This window comes from Streptomyces sp. SID5469 (assembly GCF_009862865.1).
Taxonomy (GTDB): Bacteria; Actinomycetota; Actinomycetes; order Streptomycetales; family Streptomycetaceae; genus Streptomyces; species Streptomyces avermitilis.
This window is the reverse complement of record NZ_WWIN01000001.1, coordinates 7,806,744-7,823,930: the sequence shown is the minus strand read 5'-3', so window position 1 is coordinate 7,823,930 and position 17,187 is coordinate 7,806,744. Positions and strand designations below refer to the sequence as shown.

The window sequence follows — 17,187 nt, the reverse complement described above, 5'->3', positions numbered from 1 at the left end:
CTGTCCGCGAGCGCGGAAGTGAGCGCCTTCGATTCACTGGGGTGGCGGTGCTGAAGTGACCGTCACGGACAGCTCGTTGTCCGCCGTGTAGTACGGCCCGGCCTGCACCGGCCCGTGCTTCGTCTCCAGCGTGAGCTTCGGGTAGGTGAAGATCGGCTTCTTGTCCGCGATGTCGTCGAGGAGCCGGGCGATCCGCACCCGCGGTCCGTCCTCCCCCGCCGGGCGAAGCCACAGGTCCCAGACACCTTCCGCCATGGCGCCGTAGTCCACCGTGAACCGGAACTCACCCTGCCGCGGGGCGACTTCGGCGGTCAGGACCGACGCGGGCTCGCCGCGGCGGCACAGCTCGGCGTGCGCGCCCGGCGCGAGCGCGGCCCCGTGCACCCGGCCGCTCACCTGTAGCCCGCCGTCGCCGATGCGCAGTTCGCCCGCCTCGGCGTGCGGGGCGCGCAGCCAGCTGCGGACGGTGAGGTTGCCGTGCTTGGTGGCGTACGGGATGCGGACGGCGACGTGGCCCGCCGCGCCCGGCCCACGGTCCACGAGGGAGCGCAGGTCGCTGACGCCGGGCACCAGCCGCTGTGGCTCGCCGTCCGCGGTCTGGGCGTACGCGTCCCAGCGGCCCTCGGGCAGTTCGACGCTGCTGGGCAGGGCGGCGCGCAGCCGGCCCTCGGCGCTCGGGGTCAGCGGGAGCCGGACCTCCGCGTCGTCCTCGCGGCGGCGCAGCACCAGGTGGGCGAGGCCCGCTTCGTCGCTCCCGCCGATGTCGAAGGTCAGTCCGCCCGCGGAGTCGGCGATGCAGTCGGCGCGCGGGGGCGGGGCGGTCTCCTCGTCGGGGTGCCGGCCGGTGGTCCGCTCAGCCAGCGTCATCACGCGGCGCGCCCTTTCTTGAGTGCGGTACGTCCGACATCGCGAACCGCGTACGCCCCACCGAGCAGCGCTCCGCGGGTGCGGTGCAGGGAGCCGCGCACCTTCCCGCCGAGCGTGGCGCCGCCGCGCGGGGCCAGGCCGGTGAACAGGCTTTCGTAGCGTTCGGCGATCCGGGACGGGTCGAAGCGCTCGGAGTCCTTGAGGGCGGCGACGGACATCCGCTGTCTCAGCGCGTCGTCGTTGATCAGTTCGAGCAGTCCCTCGGCGATGGCCTCGACGTTGCCGACCTCGACGAGCCGGCCGTCGACGCCGTTGTCGATGATCTCGCCCGGCCCGTGCGGGCAGTCGGTGGAGACCACCGGGAGGCCACAGCGCATGGCCTCGACGATCGTCATGCCGAAGGACTCCAGGCTGGAGGTCACGGCGGCGATGGAGCCCTTGGCCCACTCGGGCTCGATGGGGTTGGCGGGGCCCATCAGATACACGTGGTTGTAGAGGCCGAGCTCGTCGATGAGGGCGCGCAGCGTGTCCTTCTGCTTGCCGCCGCCGTAGATCCTCAGACGCCAGTCGGGCCGCTGGGCGCGCACCCGCGCGAAGGCCTTGATGAGGAGGTCGTAGCGCTTGACCGGCGCGAGCCGCCCGGCCGCGACGACCCACTTGCCGGTGCCGTCCGCGGGCTCGATGCCCGGCGCGGGCACCGGGTTGGGCACCGCGTGCACCTGGACGCCGGGCAGCCGCATCGTGCCGCGGTAGGCGTGGGCGTCGGCCTCGGTGGTCGTGGTCAGCGCGTCGAGGCGGGGGTAGGCGCCGCGCAGGGTGGCACGCAGGGCCCTGGAGTGGCTGTCGAGCGTCAGGTGCTCCTGGCCGACGCGCAGCGGGCCGCGCCGGGTCTCGCGGGCGAGGTGCACGTTCAGGCCGGGGCGGGTGCCGACCACGACATCGGCCTCGACGGAGGCGAGGTGGCCGGCGATGCGCCGGTCGCTGAGGGCGCTGTACTGCTGGTAGCGGCCCTCCGCGCGCGGGAAGACCCTGGCCGGACGGCCCAGGTCGGGGTGGCCCGCGTCAGGGGCGCCCTCGCGCAGGTCGACGAGGTGCCGCACCCGCACGCGCGGGTCGGGCGCGAAGACGGGCTGCTCGCGGTGGCGGAAGACCGAGACGATCTCCACGTCGTGCTGCTCGGCCAGGGTGTTCGCCAGGTTGTACGTGGTCCGAATCGTCCCTCCGATTCCGTACGCATTGTGTATTAAGAAAGAGATATGCATGCGTCCCCGAATCCCCGTGTTTCCCTGTCTCGTCCGCCTACCGGATGGTTAGACCGGGGAGGTTGGAGGTTGGTTGGGTTCCCTCATCATTTCGTTCCCGAACAGTTGCCCCATCGGTAACCGGTTTCAGGAACCTTTCCGTCGTGTAATGCATCAGGGCTGGTAAGGGAGTTGCGGTACGACGAAGCAGGTGGCGTTCATGTCCCCCTGGGCGACCCACCCCTCGGCGTCCTTCCAGCGTGCGACCGAGAGGCAGGTCCTGCGGGTCCTGGGCGGCTCGGCCAGCCGCTCGTAGCCGACGGGGATCAGCAGCCCGTCGGCCGTATACGGCGTGCCGCGGCTCATGAAGCGGTCGACGCACGCGCGCGTGAGGTCCGTCGCGCAGGACCTGGCGGCGTCCGTGAACCACATCGCGGCCGCCCACCCCTCCAACTGCCACTGGGAGTGCGTCTTCAGCCCCCTGGTCGCGGCGCGGAACTCCTGTACGGCCGGGTCGGCCGTGTCGTCGGCGTTGCGGCTCGACCCGGTCGCCCACAGGACGTTGCGGCATCGCGGGGAGTCCTTGTAGTCCTCGGGGACCGACGACGTCCAGTTCTGCACGTTGGTGACCTTGGCGATGACGTCGGCGCCGACCTCGTCCATCGCCCTGCACAGCTGGGCGTTGCCGTGCGTGTCGATGGCGTCGAAGACCAGATCGGCGCCCTGGTCCTTCAGGTCGGCCGCCGCGGCACGGAAGTTGGGCAGCGCGAAGTCGACCTGCTCGGTGACCACCTTGTAGCCCTCGGCTTTCAGGCCCCGCGCGACGAGTGAGGCGTACGCGGCCGACGCGGACTGGTTGTACGAGACGACGGCGGCCGTACGGGCGCCGTGCTCCCGCTTGAAGTAGCGGTAGACCTCGGTGCCGCCGTACACCTTCCCGCCCCAGCCGGGTGTGCCGGTGCGGGGCGCGAGGCTGCCGTAGATCCCGTACAGGTGCGGATAGGTGTCGTACGCGGCCCCGATGGGCTGGCCGCCGATGTCGGGCACGCCCGCGGCGGACACCCGGGAGGCGCCCGCGTAGGTGAGGGCGGTGGTGGCGACGAGCGCGACGACCTTGTCCTCGTCGATCAGCCTGTGCACGCACTCGTTGTTGCCGACGCCGCTGCCGCCGTCGTCGCAGGTCCGCACGTCGACCTTCCGCCCGTCGATGCCCCCGCGCGCGTTGAGGCGGTCGAAGTAGGCGCGTGCGCCGTCGCGCGGGCCGGTGAAGGCGGAGCCGCCGACCGGGCTGGTGGCGCTGGTGAGGATGCCGACACGGACCGGCTCGGTGCGCCGCGACGCGGGCGGCGCGGACCGGTGTGCGAAGTCGCTCTCCGGCAGGCGGCTGCCGCAGCCCGCGCCCACCAGGAGCAGCAGGACCGCGGCGGCCGTCTCAGCAGCCCTGAGCCGGGCTCGCCGACGCATCGCCGCTCAACTGGACGAGCGCGCAGAGGGTGTTCACGGACACCTTCCAGGTGCCGTGCTGCTCCACCGCGGTCCCGGCGGCACCGGGCAGGACGGTCTGGCCTTTCAGGGTCAGCGAGTACGTCACGTCCGCCTCGGTCGGCGAGGTGAACGCGACCTTCTCGACGTGTGCCGCGACCTGCCCGCCGCGTTTGTCGCCGTTGAAGCTCCGCAGGACCGCGGTCATCCTGTCGCCGTTCTCCAGGACGGCCTGCTTGTCCTTGGTGGGGACGGCCGGGTCGAAGAACTTCTCCCAGTTCTTCTTGATCTCCTTCTTGGCCGCGGCGGGGTCCGCCGGGGCCGTCGGACTCGGCTGCGCGCCGGTCGGCTTCTCGACCGAGGGGGTCGGCGGAGTGGTGTTCTCGCCGCCGCTTTCGTCGCTGCACGCGGCGAGAGCCGGGCCGAGTAGCAGAACGGCGACGGCCGCCCAGGCCGTCGCCCGTCCGGGGCCGCGCCCCCGCTGTGTGTCTGCCCGCCTGAGGTCGCTCCCGAGAACCATCTGGCTCACCACCGGGTGTCGGTCCGGGCGGGGTGCGCCCGGAGCTTTCAGGGTCAGCTTCCAGAAGGCATAGTGCAAGCCATCGGCTCACTTGGACAGACGCAGGCAGGCGCGGACAGACACCGACGGACACACGACGTGTGGGAGCCCGGATGCGGACACGGCGACTGCGGACCGCGCACCTCGTCCTCTGGGCCGGCTGGGCCGCGCTCGCCGCCGGCGCGGTGTTCTGCGTCCTCGGCTGGTACGGCGTCTCCGGCGAGCGGTACGCGGAGCGGCAGTTGCCGTATCTGGCGTCCTGCACGGTGCCCGGCGCCGCGCTGATCATCGCGGGAGCGGTGCTGCTCACGCACGGCGGGCCCGCGTCGGCGGCGGCGCGTGTGGAGGAGCTGTACGGGCTGCTGGTCGCGGCCGAGCCCGCCGGCGTGGCGGAGCCGGGGCAGGCGGCGGCCGCCCCCGTCGCCACCAGCGGGGAGCTGCTGAGGGTGCCGGGCGGCACGCTGTGGCACCGGGCCGACTGCCCGCTGGTCGCCGGCAAGTCCGAGGCGGTACCGGCGGATTCACGGCTGTGGGCGAGCGGGGAACTCGGCCCGTGCCCGATCTGTGAGCCGCCGCCCCCCGGTCCGGTCGGCTGATGGCCTCGCTCACGTACGACCTGGCCCTCGCCGGGCTCTCGGTCGGCAGCGCCGCCGCTCTCACCGGCGTCGGGCTGGTCGTCACCCACCGGGCGACCGGCGTGCTCAACTTCGCGCACGGGGCGGTCGCGATGGTGTGCGCGTATCTGCTGCGGCAGTTCACGGTCGAGTGGGGCTGGCCCCTCGCGGCCGGTGCGGCGGTCACCCTGCTGGTGGTGGCTCCGGGGATCGGCATCGTCCTGGAGCGCTTCGTCTTCCGTCCGCTGTCCGTGCCGGGCGGTGATCCGGTACGGACGCTGGTCGCGTCCATCGGGGTGTTCGTGCTGCTGGTCGGCGGGGCCACGCTGGTATGGGGTTCCGGGGCCCGCGCGGACGCGCCGACGCTCGTGTCGGCCGACCCCTGGGGGCAGTTGGCGGTGGCGCTGGTGCTGGCCGCCGGGGTGGGGGCGGTGACGCGCCGGACGCGCTTCGGCCGGGAGCTGCGGGCGGTGGTCGACGACCGTGCGCTGGCCGTGCTCGGCGGCATCGACGCCGACCGGGTGGCGGCGGCGGGCTGGGCGTTCGGCTCCTTCACGGCGGGTCTGACGGGCGTACTCCTGGCTCCCGTGGTGCGCCTCGACCCGTACGGGATGCCGCTCCTCGTCATGGAGGTGGTCGCGGTCGCGGTCGCCGCGCGGATGCGGAGCCTGCCGGTGGCCGTGGTGGTGGCGCTCGGCATCGGCGTGGCCCAGAGCCAGTTGACGCGGCTGCATCCGTCGGGCTGGGCGGAGCCGTTGCTCCAGGCGGTCGGCGCGAACCTGTTCGTCGTGGCGCTGCTGGTCGCGGCGCTCGTCCTGCCCGGCGTCGGCGGCCGCGACGCGCTCCCCCGCACGGCGACGGCCCGGGTGCCGACCCCGCCGGGCGCGTGGATCGTGGCCGTGGTCCTCTTCCTCCTGCCCCTCGGTTTCGCGGGCTCGGACCTGCACACCTCGGTCCAGGTGCCCGCGCTGGGCGTGGTGCTGCTGTCCCTGGTCGTGGTGACGGGCCGCGGCGGCCAGATCTCGCTCGGGCAGGCGGCGTACGCGGGTCTGGGCGCCCTGTTCACCGCGCTGCTGGCGGCGGGCCGCTTCCCGGGCCTGCCCCGGGTGCCCGAACTGGCGGCCCTCGCCCTGGCCGTCCTCCTGGTGGCCCCGCTCGGCCTGCTCACCGGCCGGCCCGCGATCGGCCGCCACGGCCTCGCGCTCGCGCTCGCGACCTTCGCGGTGGGCGTCGGGGTGAGCCGCTTCGTCTTCACCCAGCCGTACGCGACGTCGGGCCTGTCCCTGGACCGCCCGGCGGGCTTCGCGGGGGACCGCGCCTACTACGTACTCGAACTCGTGCTCCTGGCGGGCGCGTTGTGGGCGGCGAGCGCCCTGCGCCGGGGCCGCACGGGCCGGGCCCTCGCGGCGATGCGCGACCACGAGCCGGGCGCGGCCGCCGCGGGCGTCCACGTCGCGGCCCTGAAACTGACGGCGTTCGTGGCGGGCGCCGCCCTGGCCGCGCTGGGCGGCGGGATGCTCGGCATGGGTCTGCGGGCCTTCGACGCGACGGCGTACGACCCGGTGCGCGGGCTGCTGTGGTTCGCGGCCGTCGTGGTCCTCGGCGCGGACAGCGTGCTGGGCGCACTGGCTGCCGCGGCCCTGCTGGTGGGCCTCGACGCGGGGGCGCGGGGCGGGGTGGCGGCGGCCCTGATCGGCGTCCTGGCGGTCCTCGTCGGCCGCTTCCCCGGCGGCCCGTACGAGGCCCTGCGCGCCACGGCCGCACGACGTCCGCCGCACCGCCGGCCGAGCCTGACACCGCTGGGGGCGCGGATACGGCGGAGGGTGCGGCCGGCCGGGGGGCCCGTGCTCCCGGAGGCCACGGCGGCGGCGGGCTAGAGGACCGCGGAACGCCCGACGGGAGGCGCTCCGGCGGAACGCCCGACGGGAAGCAGTCCGGCCGGACGCCCGACGGCAGGCAGTCCGGCCGGACGCCCGACGGCAGGCAGTCCGGCCGGACGCCCGACGGCAGGCAGTCCGGCCGAACGCCCGACGGGAAGCAGTCCGGTGGAGCGGCCGGGGCCCGCGTCCCGGCCGGACGCCGACGGGGCCGCCGGTGTGCCGGGGGCCGTGTCCCGCCCGGCAGCCGGCCAGGGCCCCGGTGCGTCCCATGGCCCGCGGTCACGCTCCCGGAACGCGCCTCGCGCCGCGGCTCCCCGCCCCTCCCCCGTCGCCCCGCACACCCTGCGGGCCCGCCGGCTGCACGCCGCCTACGGTGACTGCACCGCCCTCGACGGCGTCGACCTCGAGCTGCCGCCCGGCCGTGTCACCGCCGTCGTGGGCCCCAACGGCGCCGGAAAGAGCACCCTGTTCCACTGCCTCGCCGGGACCCTGCGCCCCGCGCGCGGGCAGGTGCTGTTCGGCGACCGCGACGTCACCCGGCTGGCCGCGCACGCCCGGACCCGGCTCGGTATCGCGCGGACCTTTCAGCAGTTGGCCGTCTTCCCCTCGTTGACCGTGGCCGAGAACGTGCGGATCGGCGCCGAGCAGGGACGCCTCCCCGATCCGGCGGCCGTGGCACGGTCCCTGCGGCTGCTCGGACTCGACGGGCCCGTACGTGCGCTGCCCACCGCCGGGCTGCCGACCGGAACCCTCAGACGGGTCGAACTGGCGCGGGCCCTGGCCGGCAGCCCGCGCGTCCTGCTGCTCGACGAACCCGCCGCAGGTCTCGACACCGCCGAGGTGACCGCGCTGGCCCGCGTGCTGCGGGCCCTCGCCGCGGACGGCACCGCCCTGCTCGTCGTCGAACACGATCTCGACCTGGTCGCCGACCTCGCCGACATCGTGCATGTGATGACCGCCGGCCGGATCGTCGCCTCAGGGCCCGCCGACCGTGTCCTGGACGGCGGAGCCGAAGGCGGGGGCGGAGGCGGAGCATGAGCATCGCCCTGCGCCACGCGCGCGTGCGCTACGGCCCCCTGGAGGCCTTGCACGGCGTGTCCCTGGTCGCGCCGGGCCCGGGCCTCACCGTGCTGCTCGGCCGCAACGGCTCGGGCCGTACGACCGTACTGCGCGCCCTCGCCGGCGGCGTCCCGCTGTCCGGCGGCGCGGTGGTCTGGGACGGCGCCGACGTGACCCGCCTGCCCGCGTACGAGCGGGCCCGGCGCGGGCTGTGCCTCGTCCCGGAGCGGCGGGCCGTGTTCGCCTCCCTCACGGTCCGGGAGAACCTGGAGCTGACGGCCGGGGACCTCGCGCCCGCCCTCGACGCCTACCCGCAGCTCGAGCCGCTGCTCCCGCACCGCGCCGGCACCCTCTCCGGCGGCGAGCAGCGCATGCTCGCCCTCTCCCGGGCGCTGGCGGCACCCGCGCGCGTGGTGCTCGTCGACGAACCGGCACAGGGCATGTCACCGGAGGTCGCGGCCCGTACCTACCGGCTGCTGAGCGGCCTCGACGCCTGTGTGATCGTCGCCGAGCAGCGCCTGCCGCACGGTCTGGCCGGACCGGCGGGCCGTACCGTCCTCGTCCACGAACTGCGGCGCGGCGCCGTCGCCTTCAGCGGAGAGGCGGCCGAACTCGCCCGGCCGTGACGGACGAGGCGGACACCCCCGGACGGCGGAGGCGGCCCGCACAGCACCCCGCCCGAGGGGCCGCGCGCGGCCGGAACGCTACGGGATCAGCAGCACCGTCCCGGTCTTCAGCCGGTCCGGCCGTGCCCCGACCACTTCCTTGTTGGCCTGGTAGAGCGCCGTCCAGCCGCCCTTGACGTCGTACGCGCGGGCGATCGAGGCGAGCGTCTCGCCGGCCTTCACCACGTGCGCGCGGCCCTCGAGCCCGTACCTCTTGGCGCAGGCGGGCCACGCCTGCCACCCCTGGGTGGCCAGCACCCGCTCCGCGACCGCGATCTGCTGCTTGCGCGTGGCCAGGTCAGCGCGCGGGGCGTACGTCAGTCCGCCGAACTCCTCCCACGTGGGCTGCCGGAACTGCAGCCCCCCGTAGAAGTCGTTCCCGGTGTTCGCGTCCCAGCGCCCGCTGCTCTCGCAGTCGGCGAGGCAGTCCCAGGGCCACTCGTCCTTGGCGCACTCGTACGACACCGGTGCCGCCTGGGGGCCGGGAAGCGGGGGCGGTGGCGCGGCGACCGCCCCCGCGGGGGCGAGTACGACGGCCAGCGCGGCCACCACCAGGTACGGGAAGCCGACGCGGGCACGCACCCGCACAGAAAGGCGGTCACGGTCGCGGCGGCGGGACACGGGGCGCATCGCGTCACGCTAAGCAGCTGCCCCGGCCCGCCCCTTGAGCCGCGCCGGGGTCCCACCCGGTCGGCCGACCGGGTGGGACCCGTGCCCGGACGCCCGTGCCGTCGCAGGGGCCGTCCGGGACCGAAGGGGGAGCGCCGCTCAGAGCGCGAGCCGCTGTCCGGGCATGATCAGGTCGGGGTCACCGCCGAGCACCGTCTTGTTGGCGGCGTACAGCTTCTGCCAGGTGGTCCCGTGCCGGGACGCGATGCCGCTGAGCGTGTCACCGTCGCGGACGGTGTAGTCGCCGCGGGAGGAGTTGCGGTTGGTGTGTTCCGGCGCGCGCGTCGGCGCCTTCGACTGCTTCGACGGGGCCTGCTTGGCCGATGCGGCCGACTCGGTGGTGGCCGAACCGGCGGAGGACGACCCGCCGCTCGCCCCGGTGCCCGATGCGGCGGGCGCGCTTCCGCCTGCTCCGGCGCGTGCCGAGCAGGTGGGCCAGGCACCCCAGCCCTGCGCACGCTGGACCTTGGTGGCGACGGCGATCTGCTGGCCCCTGGACGCCTGGTCGGCGGTCGCCGCGTAGGCCGTGCCGCCGTACGCGCGCCAGGTGCCGGCGGAGAACTGCAGTCCCCCGTAGTAGCCGTTGCCGGTGTTGATGTGCCAGTTTCCGCCGCTCTCGCACTGTGCGATGCGGTCCCACACTCCGCTGTCGGCCGCGGCGGCTTCGCCGGTCGCGGCGAGCAGTCCGAGCGGGGCGAGGAGCGCTGCCCCGGCGAGGACCGCCGTCGTACGAGTCGTACGAACCTTACGAGTGCTATCGGCACATTCGGACATGTATTTCCCTCTCGAATCACCCGGGATCCCCCAAGGCGGGGCACGGCTCCCTGCGCGTAGGACGCGGTCGCCGTGCTCGCCCCGTCCGCCGGAGGTGGTGCTGGACTGGCTGTCGTGCGGCCGGCGGACGTACCCGAGCGGTGCTCGTTGCACACGGCGGAGCAATCTAGAGAGGGCGGTGACGCGATATCAACCAACTCCTCGTCACTCCAGGCCAGTTCGCCGTTACCCGAGGTATCGGCGACTTTCAGCCACCCACTTCATTCGCCGATTTCCGGATTTGTCGACCTGCCGGTCTGATGATCTGTGACCCACCTCACCGACCCAACTTCCTTGAGGCCCCGGGAAGTTGGCGTGGAGTAACGCATTCCGCACACGGCTTCACGCTGCGCGCCGGTTGGTTCGATTCCGTTCGCTTCCGGGCGTGACTCCGGCCACAGATCGCCCGTTGTCTTCTTCGTGAGCCCGGGGACCCCCCGAGCCCGTGAGCCGGGAGCCACCCGGCATCGCCACGCACCGCATCCCGAGGGAGCCACCCGTGCCGCGCATGCTCGACGTCAGCGACGACGTACGCGCCGAGATCGGCGACGAAGAAGCCGACCGGCTGCTCGCCGGAGAGAACGCCCCGGGCAGTTACGACTGCACGTCCTGCCGTACCCCGGGCGACTCCGAGCAGGAGCACACCAGCACCGTCCTGTTCATCGGCGACGAGACCGCCGTCCTCGCCTTCGCCCACGCCACCTGCCTGCCCTCGCAGGTCGTCCAGGTCACCGAGGAGCAGCTCCAGGGCGCAGTCCGCTCCATCGCCGCCGAGGAAGGGCCCGGCACTCCGGTGCCCGAGCAGGCCGTGCTCGGTGTCACCAGCGGACTGGTCCTGATCAGCGGCGAGTTGCACCCGGCGCTCGTCGTCGAGCCGACCGGACCCATCGTGCGCCCGGGCTCGACCGCCGCCGGCGACGACTTCCTGCCGCTGCTCATCGAGCAGGGCTTCATGCCGCTGACCCGGATCGAGTCGGTGCCGTCCGTGCTGCACGGCTGGTCCGTGCTGCTCGCCATGGGCCAGCTGCACGCCGTGCTCCAGCCGGGCACCGGCGGCGGCTCACCGGTCGCCTGGTGGCAGGCGCACCAGGCGCTCCAGGTCGCCGAGAACTGGCGCGCAGCCGCCAACAAGCACCAGCAGGTGATCATGTTCGCGGCCCCGGTCGGCTCGATCGGCCGCCAGCCCCGCGAGGACCTGCTGCGCGACGCGCTCGACAAGGCGGCGGCAGGCGGCAAGCTGGTGGCGGCGGCGCTGCCGCTCGCCGGCACCTGAGCGCTGCGCCGGACGAGGCCGGGGAACCAGGGGCGGTCCGTCGGCCGCGGGTCCGCCGTGGCAGGTCACGCAGTTCCCCGCGCCCCCGTCGGAGCGTGCCCCACTCCGGGTGACCTGCTCAATCGGCGCGGTGGCCGCATCTGTTGGGCGGTGGGGTCGTTGGCACATACGTGCACGCATACGATCCCCCCCGCCGCCCGTCGTTCCAGCCGGTTCCGGCCGCGCGACCGGCCCAGGACCTGGCGAACGGTTCCTCGGCCACCCCGATCTACGACGCGCTCTACGCCGAGTACGTCAGATCGTTCCGATCGCTGCCCGGAGACCGCAGCGGCGAGGAGGATCTGGGCTTCACCGCCTTCGCCAACACTCCGAGGGGCACTGGCTCGTACACCACGGGCTCGTACGGCGCGGTCGGGTACGGCGCGCGCCACGGCACCCCCCAGCACGCGACCGGGCATCTCGCCACGACCGCCATCTGGCAGCCGGGCACGCGCCAGCACGCCACGGGGATGCATCACGTCCCGGCGGCGCTGCCGCCCGCCCCGCGCAGGGGCATGTGACCGATGACCCCCATACCGAACAAGGGGCGGCCCCGGGAGGGACCGCCCCTTCTGCGTGCCGCCGTAGCCGCTACTTCTTCTTGTTGCCGCGCTTCTCGCGCACCCGTACCGAGATGTGGATCGGCGTGCCCTCGAAGCCGAACTCCTCGCGGAGCCGGCGCTCGATGAAGCGCCGGTAGCCGTGCTCGATGAAGCCGGAGGCGAAGAGCACGAAGCGCGGGGGCTTGGTGCCCGCCTGCGTACCGAAGAGGATGCGGGGCTGCTTGCCGCCGCGGACCGGGTGCGGGTGGGCGGCGACCAGCTCGCCCAGGAAGGCGTTCAGGCGGCCGGTCGGGACCCGGGTCTCCCAGCCGTCCAGGGCCGTCTCGATCGCCGGGACGAGCTTCTCCATGTGACGTCCGGTACGCGCCGAGACATTCACCCGCGGCGCCCACGCCACCTGGAGGAGCTCGGTCTCGATCTCCCGCTCCAGGTAGTAGCGGCGCTCCTCGTCGAGGGTGTCCCACTTGTTGAACGCCAGGACGATCGCGCGGCCCGCGTCGACGGCCATCGTGACGATGCGCTGGTCCTGGACGGAGATGGACTCGGACGCGTCGATGAGGATGACGGCGACCTCGGCCTTCTCGACGGCGGCCGCGGTGCGCAGCGAGGCGTAGTAGTCGGCGCCCTGCTGGAGGTGGACGCGCTTACGGATGCCCGCCGTGTCGACGAACTTCCAGGTGACGCCGCCGAGCTCGATCAGCTCGTCGACCGGGTCACGGGTGGTGCCCGCGATCTCGTTGACGACCACGCGGTCCTCGCCCGCCACCTTGTTCAGCAGCGACGACTTCCCGACGTTCGGGCGGCCGATGAGGGCGATGCGGCGGGGGCCGCCGATCGCGGCGCCGAAGCTCTGCGCCGGGGCCTCGGGCAGCGCCTCCAGCACGGCGTCCAGCATGTCGCCGGTGCCGCGGCCGTGCAGCGCGGAGACGGGGTGCGGCTCACCGAGGCCGAGGGCCCAGAGGTACGAGGCGTCGGCCTCGCCGCTCTGGCCGTCGACCTTGTTGGCGCACAGGACCACGGGCTTGCCGGCCTTGCGCAGCAGCCGTACGACCGCCTCGTCGGTGTCGGTGGCGCCGACCTTGGCGTCGACGACGAAGACGACCGCGTCGGCCGCCTCGATCGCGTACTCGGCCTGCGCGGCCACGGAGGCGTCGATGCCGAGGACGTCCTGCTCCCAGCCGCCGGTGTCGACGAGCTTGAAGCGGCGGCCCGCCCACTCGGCCTCGTAGGTGACGCGGTCGCGGGTGACGCCCGGCTTGTCCTCGACGACGGCCTCACGGCGGCCGATGATGCGGTTCACCAGGGTCGACTTGCCGACGTTCGGGCGGCCGACGACGGCGAGGACCGGGAGCGGGCCGTGACCGGCCTCGTCGATCGCGCCCTCGACGTCCTCGATGTCGAAGCCCTCTTCCGCGGCGAGCTCCATGAACTCCGCGTACTCGGCATCGCCAAGCGCCCCGTGCTCGTGCTCGGCCGAGCCCTCGGGCTGGATGTGGTCGTTCATGAAGTCCGTACCTCGTCGTTCATTCGTGGTGATCGGTGGACCGCCCGCAGATCGGGAGATCCACTACTCAAGTGTCGCCTAGTGCCCGGTGGGGCGCCCGGCGTTTTCCCGGCGTCCGGTCAGACGCCTGGCGTTTTCCAGGTGTGCGCTCAGCTGCTTCTGGATGCGCACGGTCGCCTCGTCGAGCGCCTTGCGCGTACGTCGCCCGCTGCCGTCGCCCGCCTCGAAGGGGTCGCCGAAGACGACGTCCACCCGGCTGCGCAGCGGGGGCAGCGCCTTGATCAACCGTCCGCGCCGCTCGGTGCTTCCCAGGACGGCGACCGGGACGATCGGGGCGCCGCCACGGACCGCGAAGTAGGCGAGCCCGGCGCGCAGCGAGGCGAAGTCGCCCTCGCCCCGGGTGCCCTCCGGGAAGATGCCGAGGACGCCGCCGTTGTCGAGGACGCCGACAGCGCGGGTGACCGCCGAGCGGTCGGTGGTCTCGCGGTCCACCTTCAGCTGGCCGATGCCGAGCAGGAAGGGGTCGAGCGGGCCGACGAACGCTTCCTTCTTGATCAGGAAGTGGGTCGGCCGGGGTGCCACGCCCATGACCATCGGGCCGTCGATGTTGTGCGAGTGGTTCACGGCGAGGATCACCGGGCCGGTCGCGGGGACCTTCCAGGCCCCGAGGACGCGCGGCTTGAACAGCCCGTACATCAGGCCGACGCCGATGCGCCGCCCGACCTCGGCGCCGCGTACCGATGGTGCCTCGGTCACTTCGCGGCCCGCTTCTCCTCGACGAGGGTGACGACGCACTCGATGACCTGCTGGAGCGTGAGGTCGGAGGTGTCCACCTCGACCGCGTCGTCCGCCTTCGCGAGCGGGGAGGTCTTGCGGCTGGAGTCGGCCGCGTCCCGCTTGAGCAGGGCCTCGCGCGTGCTGTTGACGTCGGCGCCCTTCAGCTCACCGCTGCGGCGGGCGGCACGCGCCTCCGGGGAGGCGGTGAGGAAGATCTTCAGGTCGGCGTCGGGCAGCACGGTGGTGCCGATGTCACGGCCCTCCACCACTATGCCGTTCTCGGCGGACGTGGCGAGCGAGCGCTGCAGCTCGGTGATCCGGGTGCGTACCTCGGGCACCGCGCTGACCGCGCTCACCTTGGAGGTGACCTCCTGCGTGCGGATCGGGGCGGCGACGTCGGTCCCGTCGACGGTGATGGTCGGCGCGGACGGGTCGGTGCCGGAGATGATCTCCGGCTTCCCGGCCACGGCGGCGATCGCGGTCGGGTCCGTGATGTCTATGCCGTTGCTCACCATCCACCACGTGATCGCCCGGTACTGGGCACCGGTGTCCAGGTAGCTCAGCCCGAGCTTCGCGGCCACGGCCTTCGAGGTGCTCGACTTGCCCGTGCCGGAGGGGCCGTCGATGGCGACAATCACTGCCGGTACGGTCCGGGCGGCGCCGTTTTCCACGGTGGGGACACCTTCCTGGTGCGGGGTGGTGGATGTGTGCGGGACGCGAGCGCGCCCCGCACAAGGTTACTGGCTCCACGGACCCCGTATTACTGGCCCTTCCCGGGCCCGTCGCGCGGCGGCCCCTACTGCCGCAACGCCCAGCCTCGTTCCCGCAGCGCCGCGCTCAGTACCGGCGCCTCCTTCGGCTCCACCATCAGCTGGACCAGACCCGCCTGCTGCCCGGTCGCGTGCTCGATGCGTACGTCCTCGATGTTGACCCCGGCCAGCCCCGCGTCCGCGAAGATACGGGCCAGCTGGCCCGGCTGGTCGTCGATGAGGACGGCCACGGTCTCGTAGGTCCGCGGCGCGCTGCCGTGCTTGCCGGGCACCCGGACCTGCCCCGCGTTGCCCCGGCGCAGGACGTCCTCGATGCCGGTGGCGCCCGCACGCCGCTTCGCCTCGTCGGAGGACTGGAGGGAGCGCAGGGCCCGCACCGTCTCGTCGAGGTCGGCGGACACGTCGGTGAGCAGGTCGGCGACCGGGCCCGGGTTCGCGGACAGGATGTCGATCCACATCCGGGGGTCGGACGCGGCGATGCGGGTCACGTCCCGGATGCCCTGGCCGCACAGGCGTACGGCCGTCTCCTCGGCGTTCTCCAGCCGGGCGGCGACCATGCTGGACACCAGGTGCGGCATGTGCGAGACGAGCGCCACGGCCCGGTCGTGGGCGTCGGCGTCCATGACGACCGGCACGGCACGGCAGTGCGACACCAGCTCCAGGGCCAGGTTCAGCACCTCGGTGTCCGTGTCCCGGGTCGGCGTCAGGACCCAGGGGCGCCCCTCGAAGAGGTCGCCGGTCGCGGCGAGGGGGCCCGACTTCTCGCGGCCCGACATGGGGTGCGAACCGATGTACGTCGACATGACGGACCGGTCGAGGCCGAGCGCCTCCAGCTCGCGGCGCGGACCGCCCTTGACACTGGCCACGTCGAGGTAGCCGCGCCCCAGGCCACGCCGCATGGCGTCGGCGAGGGTGGCCGCCACGTGCGCGGGCGGGGCCGCCACGATGACGAGGTCGACGGGCTTTTCGGGCGCCTCGTCCGTGCCGGCGCCGAGCGCCGCCGCCGTACGCGCCTGTTCCGGGTCGTGGTCGGCGAGGTGCACGACGACGCCGCGCCCGGCCAGCGCCAGGGCCGCCGACGTACCGATCAGCCCGGTCCCGATGACGAGTGCGGTCCTCACTGGGCGATGTCCTTGCGGAGTGCGCCCGCGGCACCCAGGTAGACGTGGGCGATCTCGGCCCGCGGCTTGTCGGACTCGATGTGCGCGAGGACCCGCACGACACGCGGCATCGCGCCCTTGATGTCCAGCTCCTGCGCGCAGATCAGCGGCACGTCGACGATGCCGAGCTTGCGGGCGGCGGCCGCCGGGAAGTCGCTGTGCAGATCGGGCGTCGCGGTGAACCAGATGCTGATCAGGTCGTCCGCGGTCAGCCCGTTCCGCTCCAAAATGGCGGTGAGCAGCTCGCTGACCTGCTCGTCCATGTGATCGGCCGCGTCCCGCTCCAGTTGGACGGCGCCCCGGACCGCTCGTACCGCCACAGTGCTGCTCCTCGCTGATGTACGTACTACGGCTCTTTCACCACAAGCCTAGTCAGCCCGCCACGCACGGGTGCGTGGCGCCCGTCTGCCGAGACGCCGTCACCGGGCCCGGCCTCACCCTTCCCGTGTCACCCGATTCGCCCTGTTCCACCAGTTCGGACGAGAACGCCCCGGTGCGCCTCTGGACGCGGGGGCCGCGAGTCCGCTCTCATGGCAGGAAACTCGCCTCGGGGGAGGCCCGTAATGAAGCGCTCCGGACCCCTTTTCACCCTTCTCGCGGGACTGCTGCTCGCCGTGTTCATGCTGTCGTTGAACGCGATGACGGGGACGAAGAGCACGTCGTCCTACCAGGAGGAGCCGCCCGCCGCCACGGTCTCACCGAGCCCGCGGCCCGAGCGGTCGACTCCGCCACCCAGCCCGTCGCCGTCCACCAGCCCCCTGCCGAACGCCGACTACGCGGGCCGTACCGACGACAACTCCTCGGCGGTCGCCGTGTCCCTGCGCGACGGCAAGGCGATCGCGTACTTCTGCGACGGCCGGAACAAGGAGTCGTGGCTCAAGGGTGACGTCAAGGACGACGGCACGATGAAGCTCACCGGCAAGCAGGGCGCCGAGCTGAACGGCAAGCTCAAGGAGGGCAAGCGGATCCGCGGCACCGTCGACCTGGGCGGCACCCGCTACGGCTTCACCGCCGACAAGGCGCTCAAGCCGTCCGGGCTGTACCGCGCGACGGCCAGCGTGCGCGGCGCCAAGATCGACGGCGGCTGGATCGTGCTGCCGGGCGGCAAGCAGGTCGGCATCCTCAACCGGGACGGCAAGCCGCAGGCCGCCCCCCGGATCGACCCGGAAACCGGTGCGGTGACGGTCGACGGCCAGCAGCTCACGGCCCGCCCCGTCACCCCCTGACCCCGTCCTTCGACATCCCCCTGCCC

16 protein-coding genes and 1 pseudogene are annotated in these 17,187 nt (G+C 73.3%); 6 read left to right on the top strand and 11 right to left on the bottom strand.

From position 1 onward, the window contains the following. Window positions 1-33: 33 nt before the first annotated feature. The 4 genes from GTY58_RS33945 to GTY58_RS33930 form a co-directional block, all read right to left on the bottom strand. Complete coding sequence (locus tag GTY58_RS33945; protein ID WP_042493856.1) at window positions 34-867, bottom strand: hypothetical protein; 834 nt, start codon at window positions 865-867, stop codon at window positions 34-36. After that, entirely contained in the window at window positions 867-2,129 is a 1,263-nt protein-coding gene (locus GTY58_RS33940; protein ID WP_010987935.1) for a glycosyltransferase family 4 protein, read from the bottom strand. The genes GTY58_RS33945 and GTY58_RS33940 overlap by 1 nt, the downstream gene beginning before the upstream one ends. A gap of 153 nt (window positions 2,130-2,282) precedes the next feature. Beyond that, the gene (locus GTY58_RS33935) at window positions 2,283-3,572 is read right to left on the bottom strand and encodes an ABC transporter substrate-binding protein (RefSeq protein ID WP_010987934.1); all 1,290 of its coding nucleotides are present in this window, start codon (window positions 3,570-3,572) and stop codon (window positions 2,283-2,285) included. Next, a complete protein-coding gene (locus GTY58_RS33930; protein ID WP_010987933.1) occupies window positions 3,541-4,110 on the bottom strand; it encodes a hypothetical protein in 570 nt (189 codons plus the stop codon). Before GTY58_RS33930 ends, GTY58_RS33935 begins: the two co-directional genes overlap by 32 nt. A 152-nt stretch (window positions 4,111-4,262) precedes the next feature. Between GTY58_RS33930 and GTY58_RS33925 the strand changes: the two genes are divergently transcribed. The 3 genes and pseudogenes from GTY58_RS33925 (at window position 4,263) to GTY58_RS33915 (ending at window position 8,328) form a co-directional block, all read left to right on the top strand. Continuing rightward, complete coding sequence (locus tag GTY58_RS33925; protein ID WP_010987932.1) at window positions 4,263-4,745, top strand: hypothetical protein; 483 nt, start codon at window positions 4,263-4,265, stop codon at window positions 4,743-4,745. Next, window positions 4,745-7,681, top strand: a pseudogene (locus GTY58_RS33920) (ATP-binding cassette domain-containing protein). Before GTY58_RS33925 ends, GTY58_RS33920 begins: the two are co-directional and overlap by 1 nt. Then, complete coding sequence (locus tag GTY58_RS33915; protein WP_010987929.1) at window positions 7,678-8,328, top strand: ATP-binding cassette domain-containing protein; 651 nt, start codon at window positions 7,678-7,680, stop codon at window positions 8,326-8,328. Before GTY58_RS33920 ends, GTY58_RS33915 begins: the two are co-directional and overlap by 4 nt. A 78-nt stretch (window positions 8,329-8,406) precedes the next feature. Here GTY58_RS33915 and GTY58_RS33910 read toward each other — a convergent pair whose 3' ends face one another. Beyond that, window positions 8,407-8,997 (bottom strand): transglycosylase family protein, encoded by a 591-nt coding sequence (locus GTY58_RS33910; RefSeq protein WP_010987928.1) that lies wholly within the window; start codon window positions 8,995-8,997, stop codon window positions 8,407-8,409. A 138-nt stretch (window positions 8,998-9,135) separates the two neighbouring features. Then, a complete protein-coding gene (locus GTY58_RS33905; RefSeq protein ID WP_010987927.1) occupies window positions 9,136-9,810 on the bottom strand; it encodes a transglycosylase family protein in 675 nt (224 codons plus the stop codon). Between the two features lie 538 nt (window positions 9,811-10,348). Between GTY58_RS33905 and GTY58_RS33900 the strand changes: the two genes are divergently transcribed. Both GTY58_RS33900 and GTY58_RS33895 read left to right on the top strand, forming a co-directional pair. Beyond that, a complete protein-coding gene (locus GTY58_RS33900) occupies window positions 10,349-11,122 on the top strand; it encodes a hypothetical protein (protein ID WP_037646372.1) in 774 nt (257 codons plus the stop codon). A 170-nt stretch (window positions 11,123-11,292) separates the two neighbouring features. Continuing rightward, complete coding sequence (locus GTY58_RS33895; RefSeq protein WP_010987925.1) at window positions 11,293-11,682, top strand: hypothetical protein; 390 nt, start codon at window positions 11,293-11,295, stop codon at window positions 11,680-11,682. Between the two features lie 70 nt (window positions 11,683-11,752). On the opposite strand, the gene der is transcribed toward GTY58_RS33895, so the two are convergent. The 5 genes from der to aroH form a co-directional block, all read right to left on the bottom strand. After that, window positions 11,753-13,228, bottom strand: coding sequence for a ribosome biogenesis GTPase Der (der, locus tag GTY58_RS33890; protein ID WP_010987924.1), 1,476 nt, complete (start codon window positions 13,226-13,228; stop codon window positions 11,753-11,755). A 78-nt stretch (window positions 13,229-13,306) separates the two neighbouring features. After that, a complete protein-coding gene (locus tag GTY58_RS33885) occupies window positions 13,307-13,984 on the bottom strand; it encodes a lysophospholipid acyltransferase family protein (protein ID WP_037646370.1) in 678 nt (225 codons plus the stop codon). Next, entirely contained in the window at window positions 13,981-14,676 is a 696-nt protein-coding gene (gene cmk / locus GTY58_RS33880; RefSeq protein ID WP_010987922.1) for a (d)CMP kinase, read from the bottom strand. Before cmk ends, GTY58_RS33885 begins: the two co-directional genes overlap by 4 nt. A gap of 125 nt (window positions 14,677-14,801) precedes the next feature. After that, a complete protein-coding gene (locus tag GTY58_RS33875; RefSeq protein ID WP_010987921.1) occupies window positions 14,802-15,896 on the bottom strand; it encodes a prephenate dehydrogenase in 1,095 nt (364 codons plus the stop codon). Next, the gene (gene aroH / locus GTY58_RS33870; RefSeq protein ID WP_010987920.1) at window positions 15,893-16,255 is read right to left on the bottom strand and encodes a chorismate mutase; all 363 of its coding nucleotides are present in this window, start codon (window positions 16,253-16,255) and stop codon (window positions 15,893-15,895) included. The genes GTY58_RS33875 and aroH overlap by 4 nt, the downstream gene beginning before the upstream one ends. 243 nt (window positions 16,256-16,498) lie before the next feature. Here aroH and GTY58_RS33865 point away from each other — a divergent pair, with 243 nt between their 5' ends. Continuing rightward, window positions 16,499-17,161, top strand: a complete 663-nt coding sequence (locus tag GTY58_RS33865; RefSeq protein WP_037646368.1) for a hypothetical protein — start codon at window positions 16,499-16,501, stop codon at window positions 17,159-17,161. Window positions 17,162-17,187 lie beyond the last annotated feature (26 nt).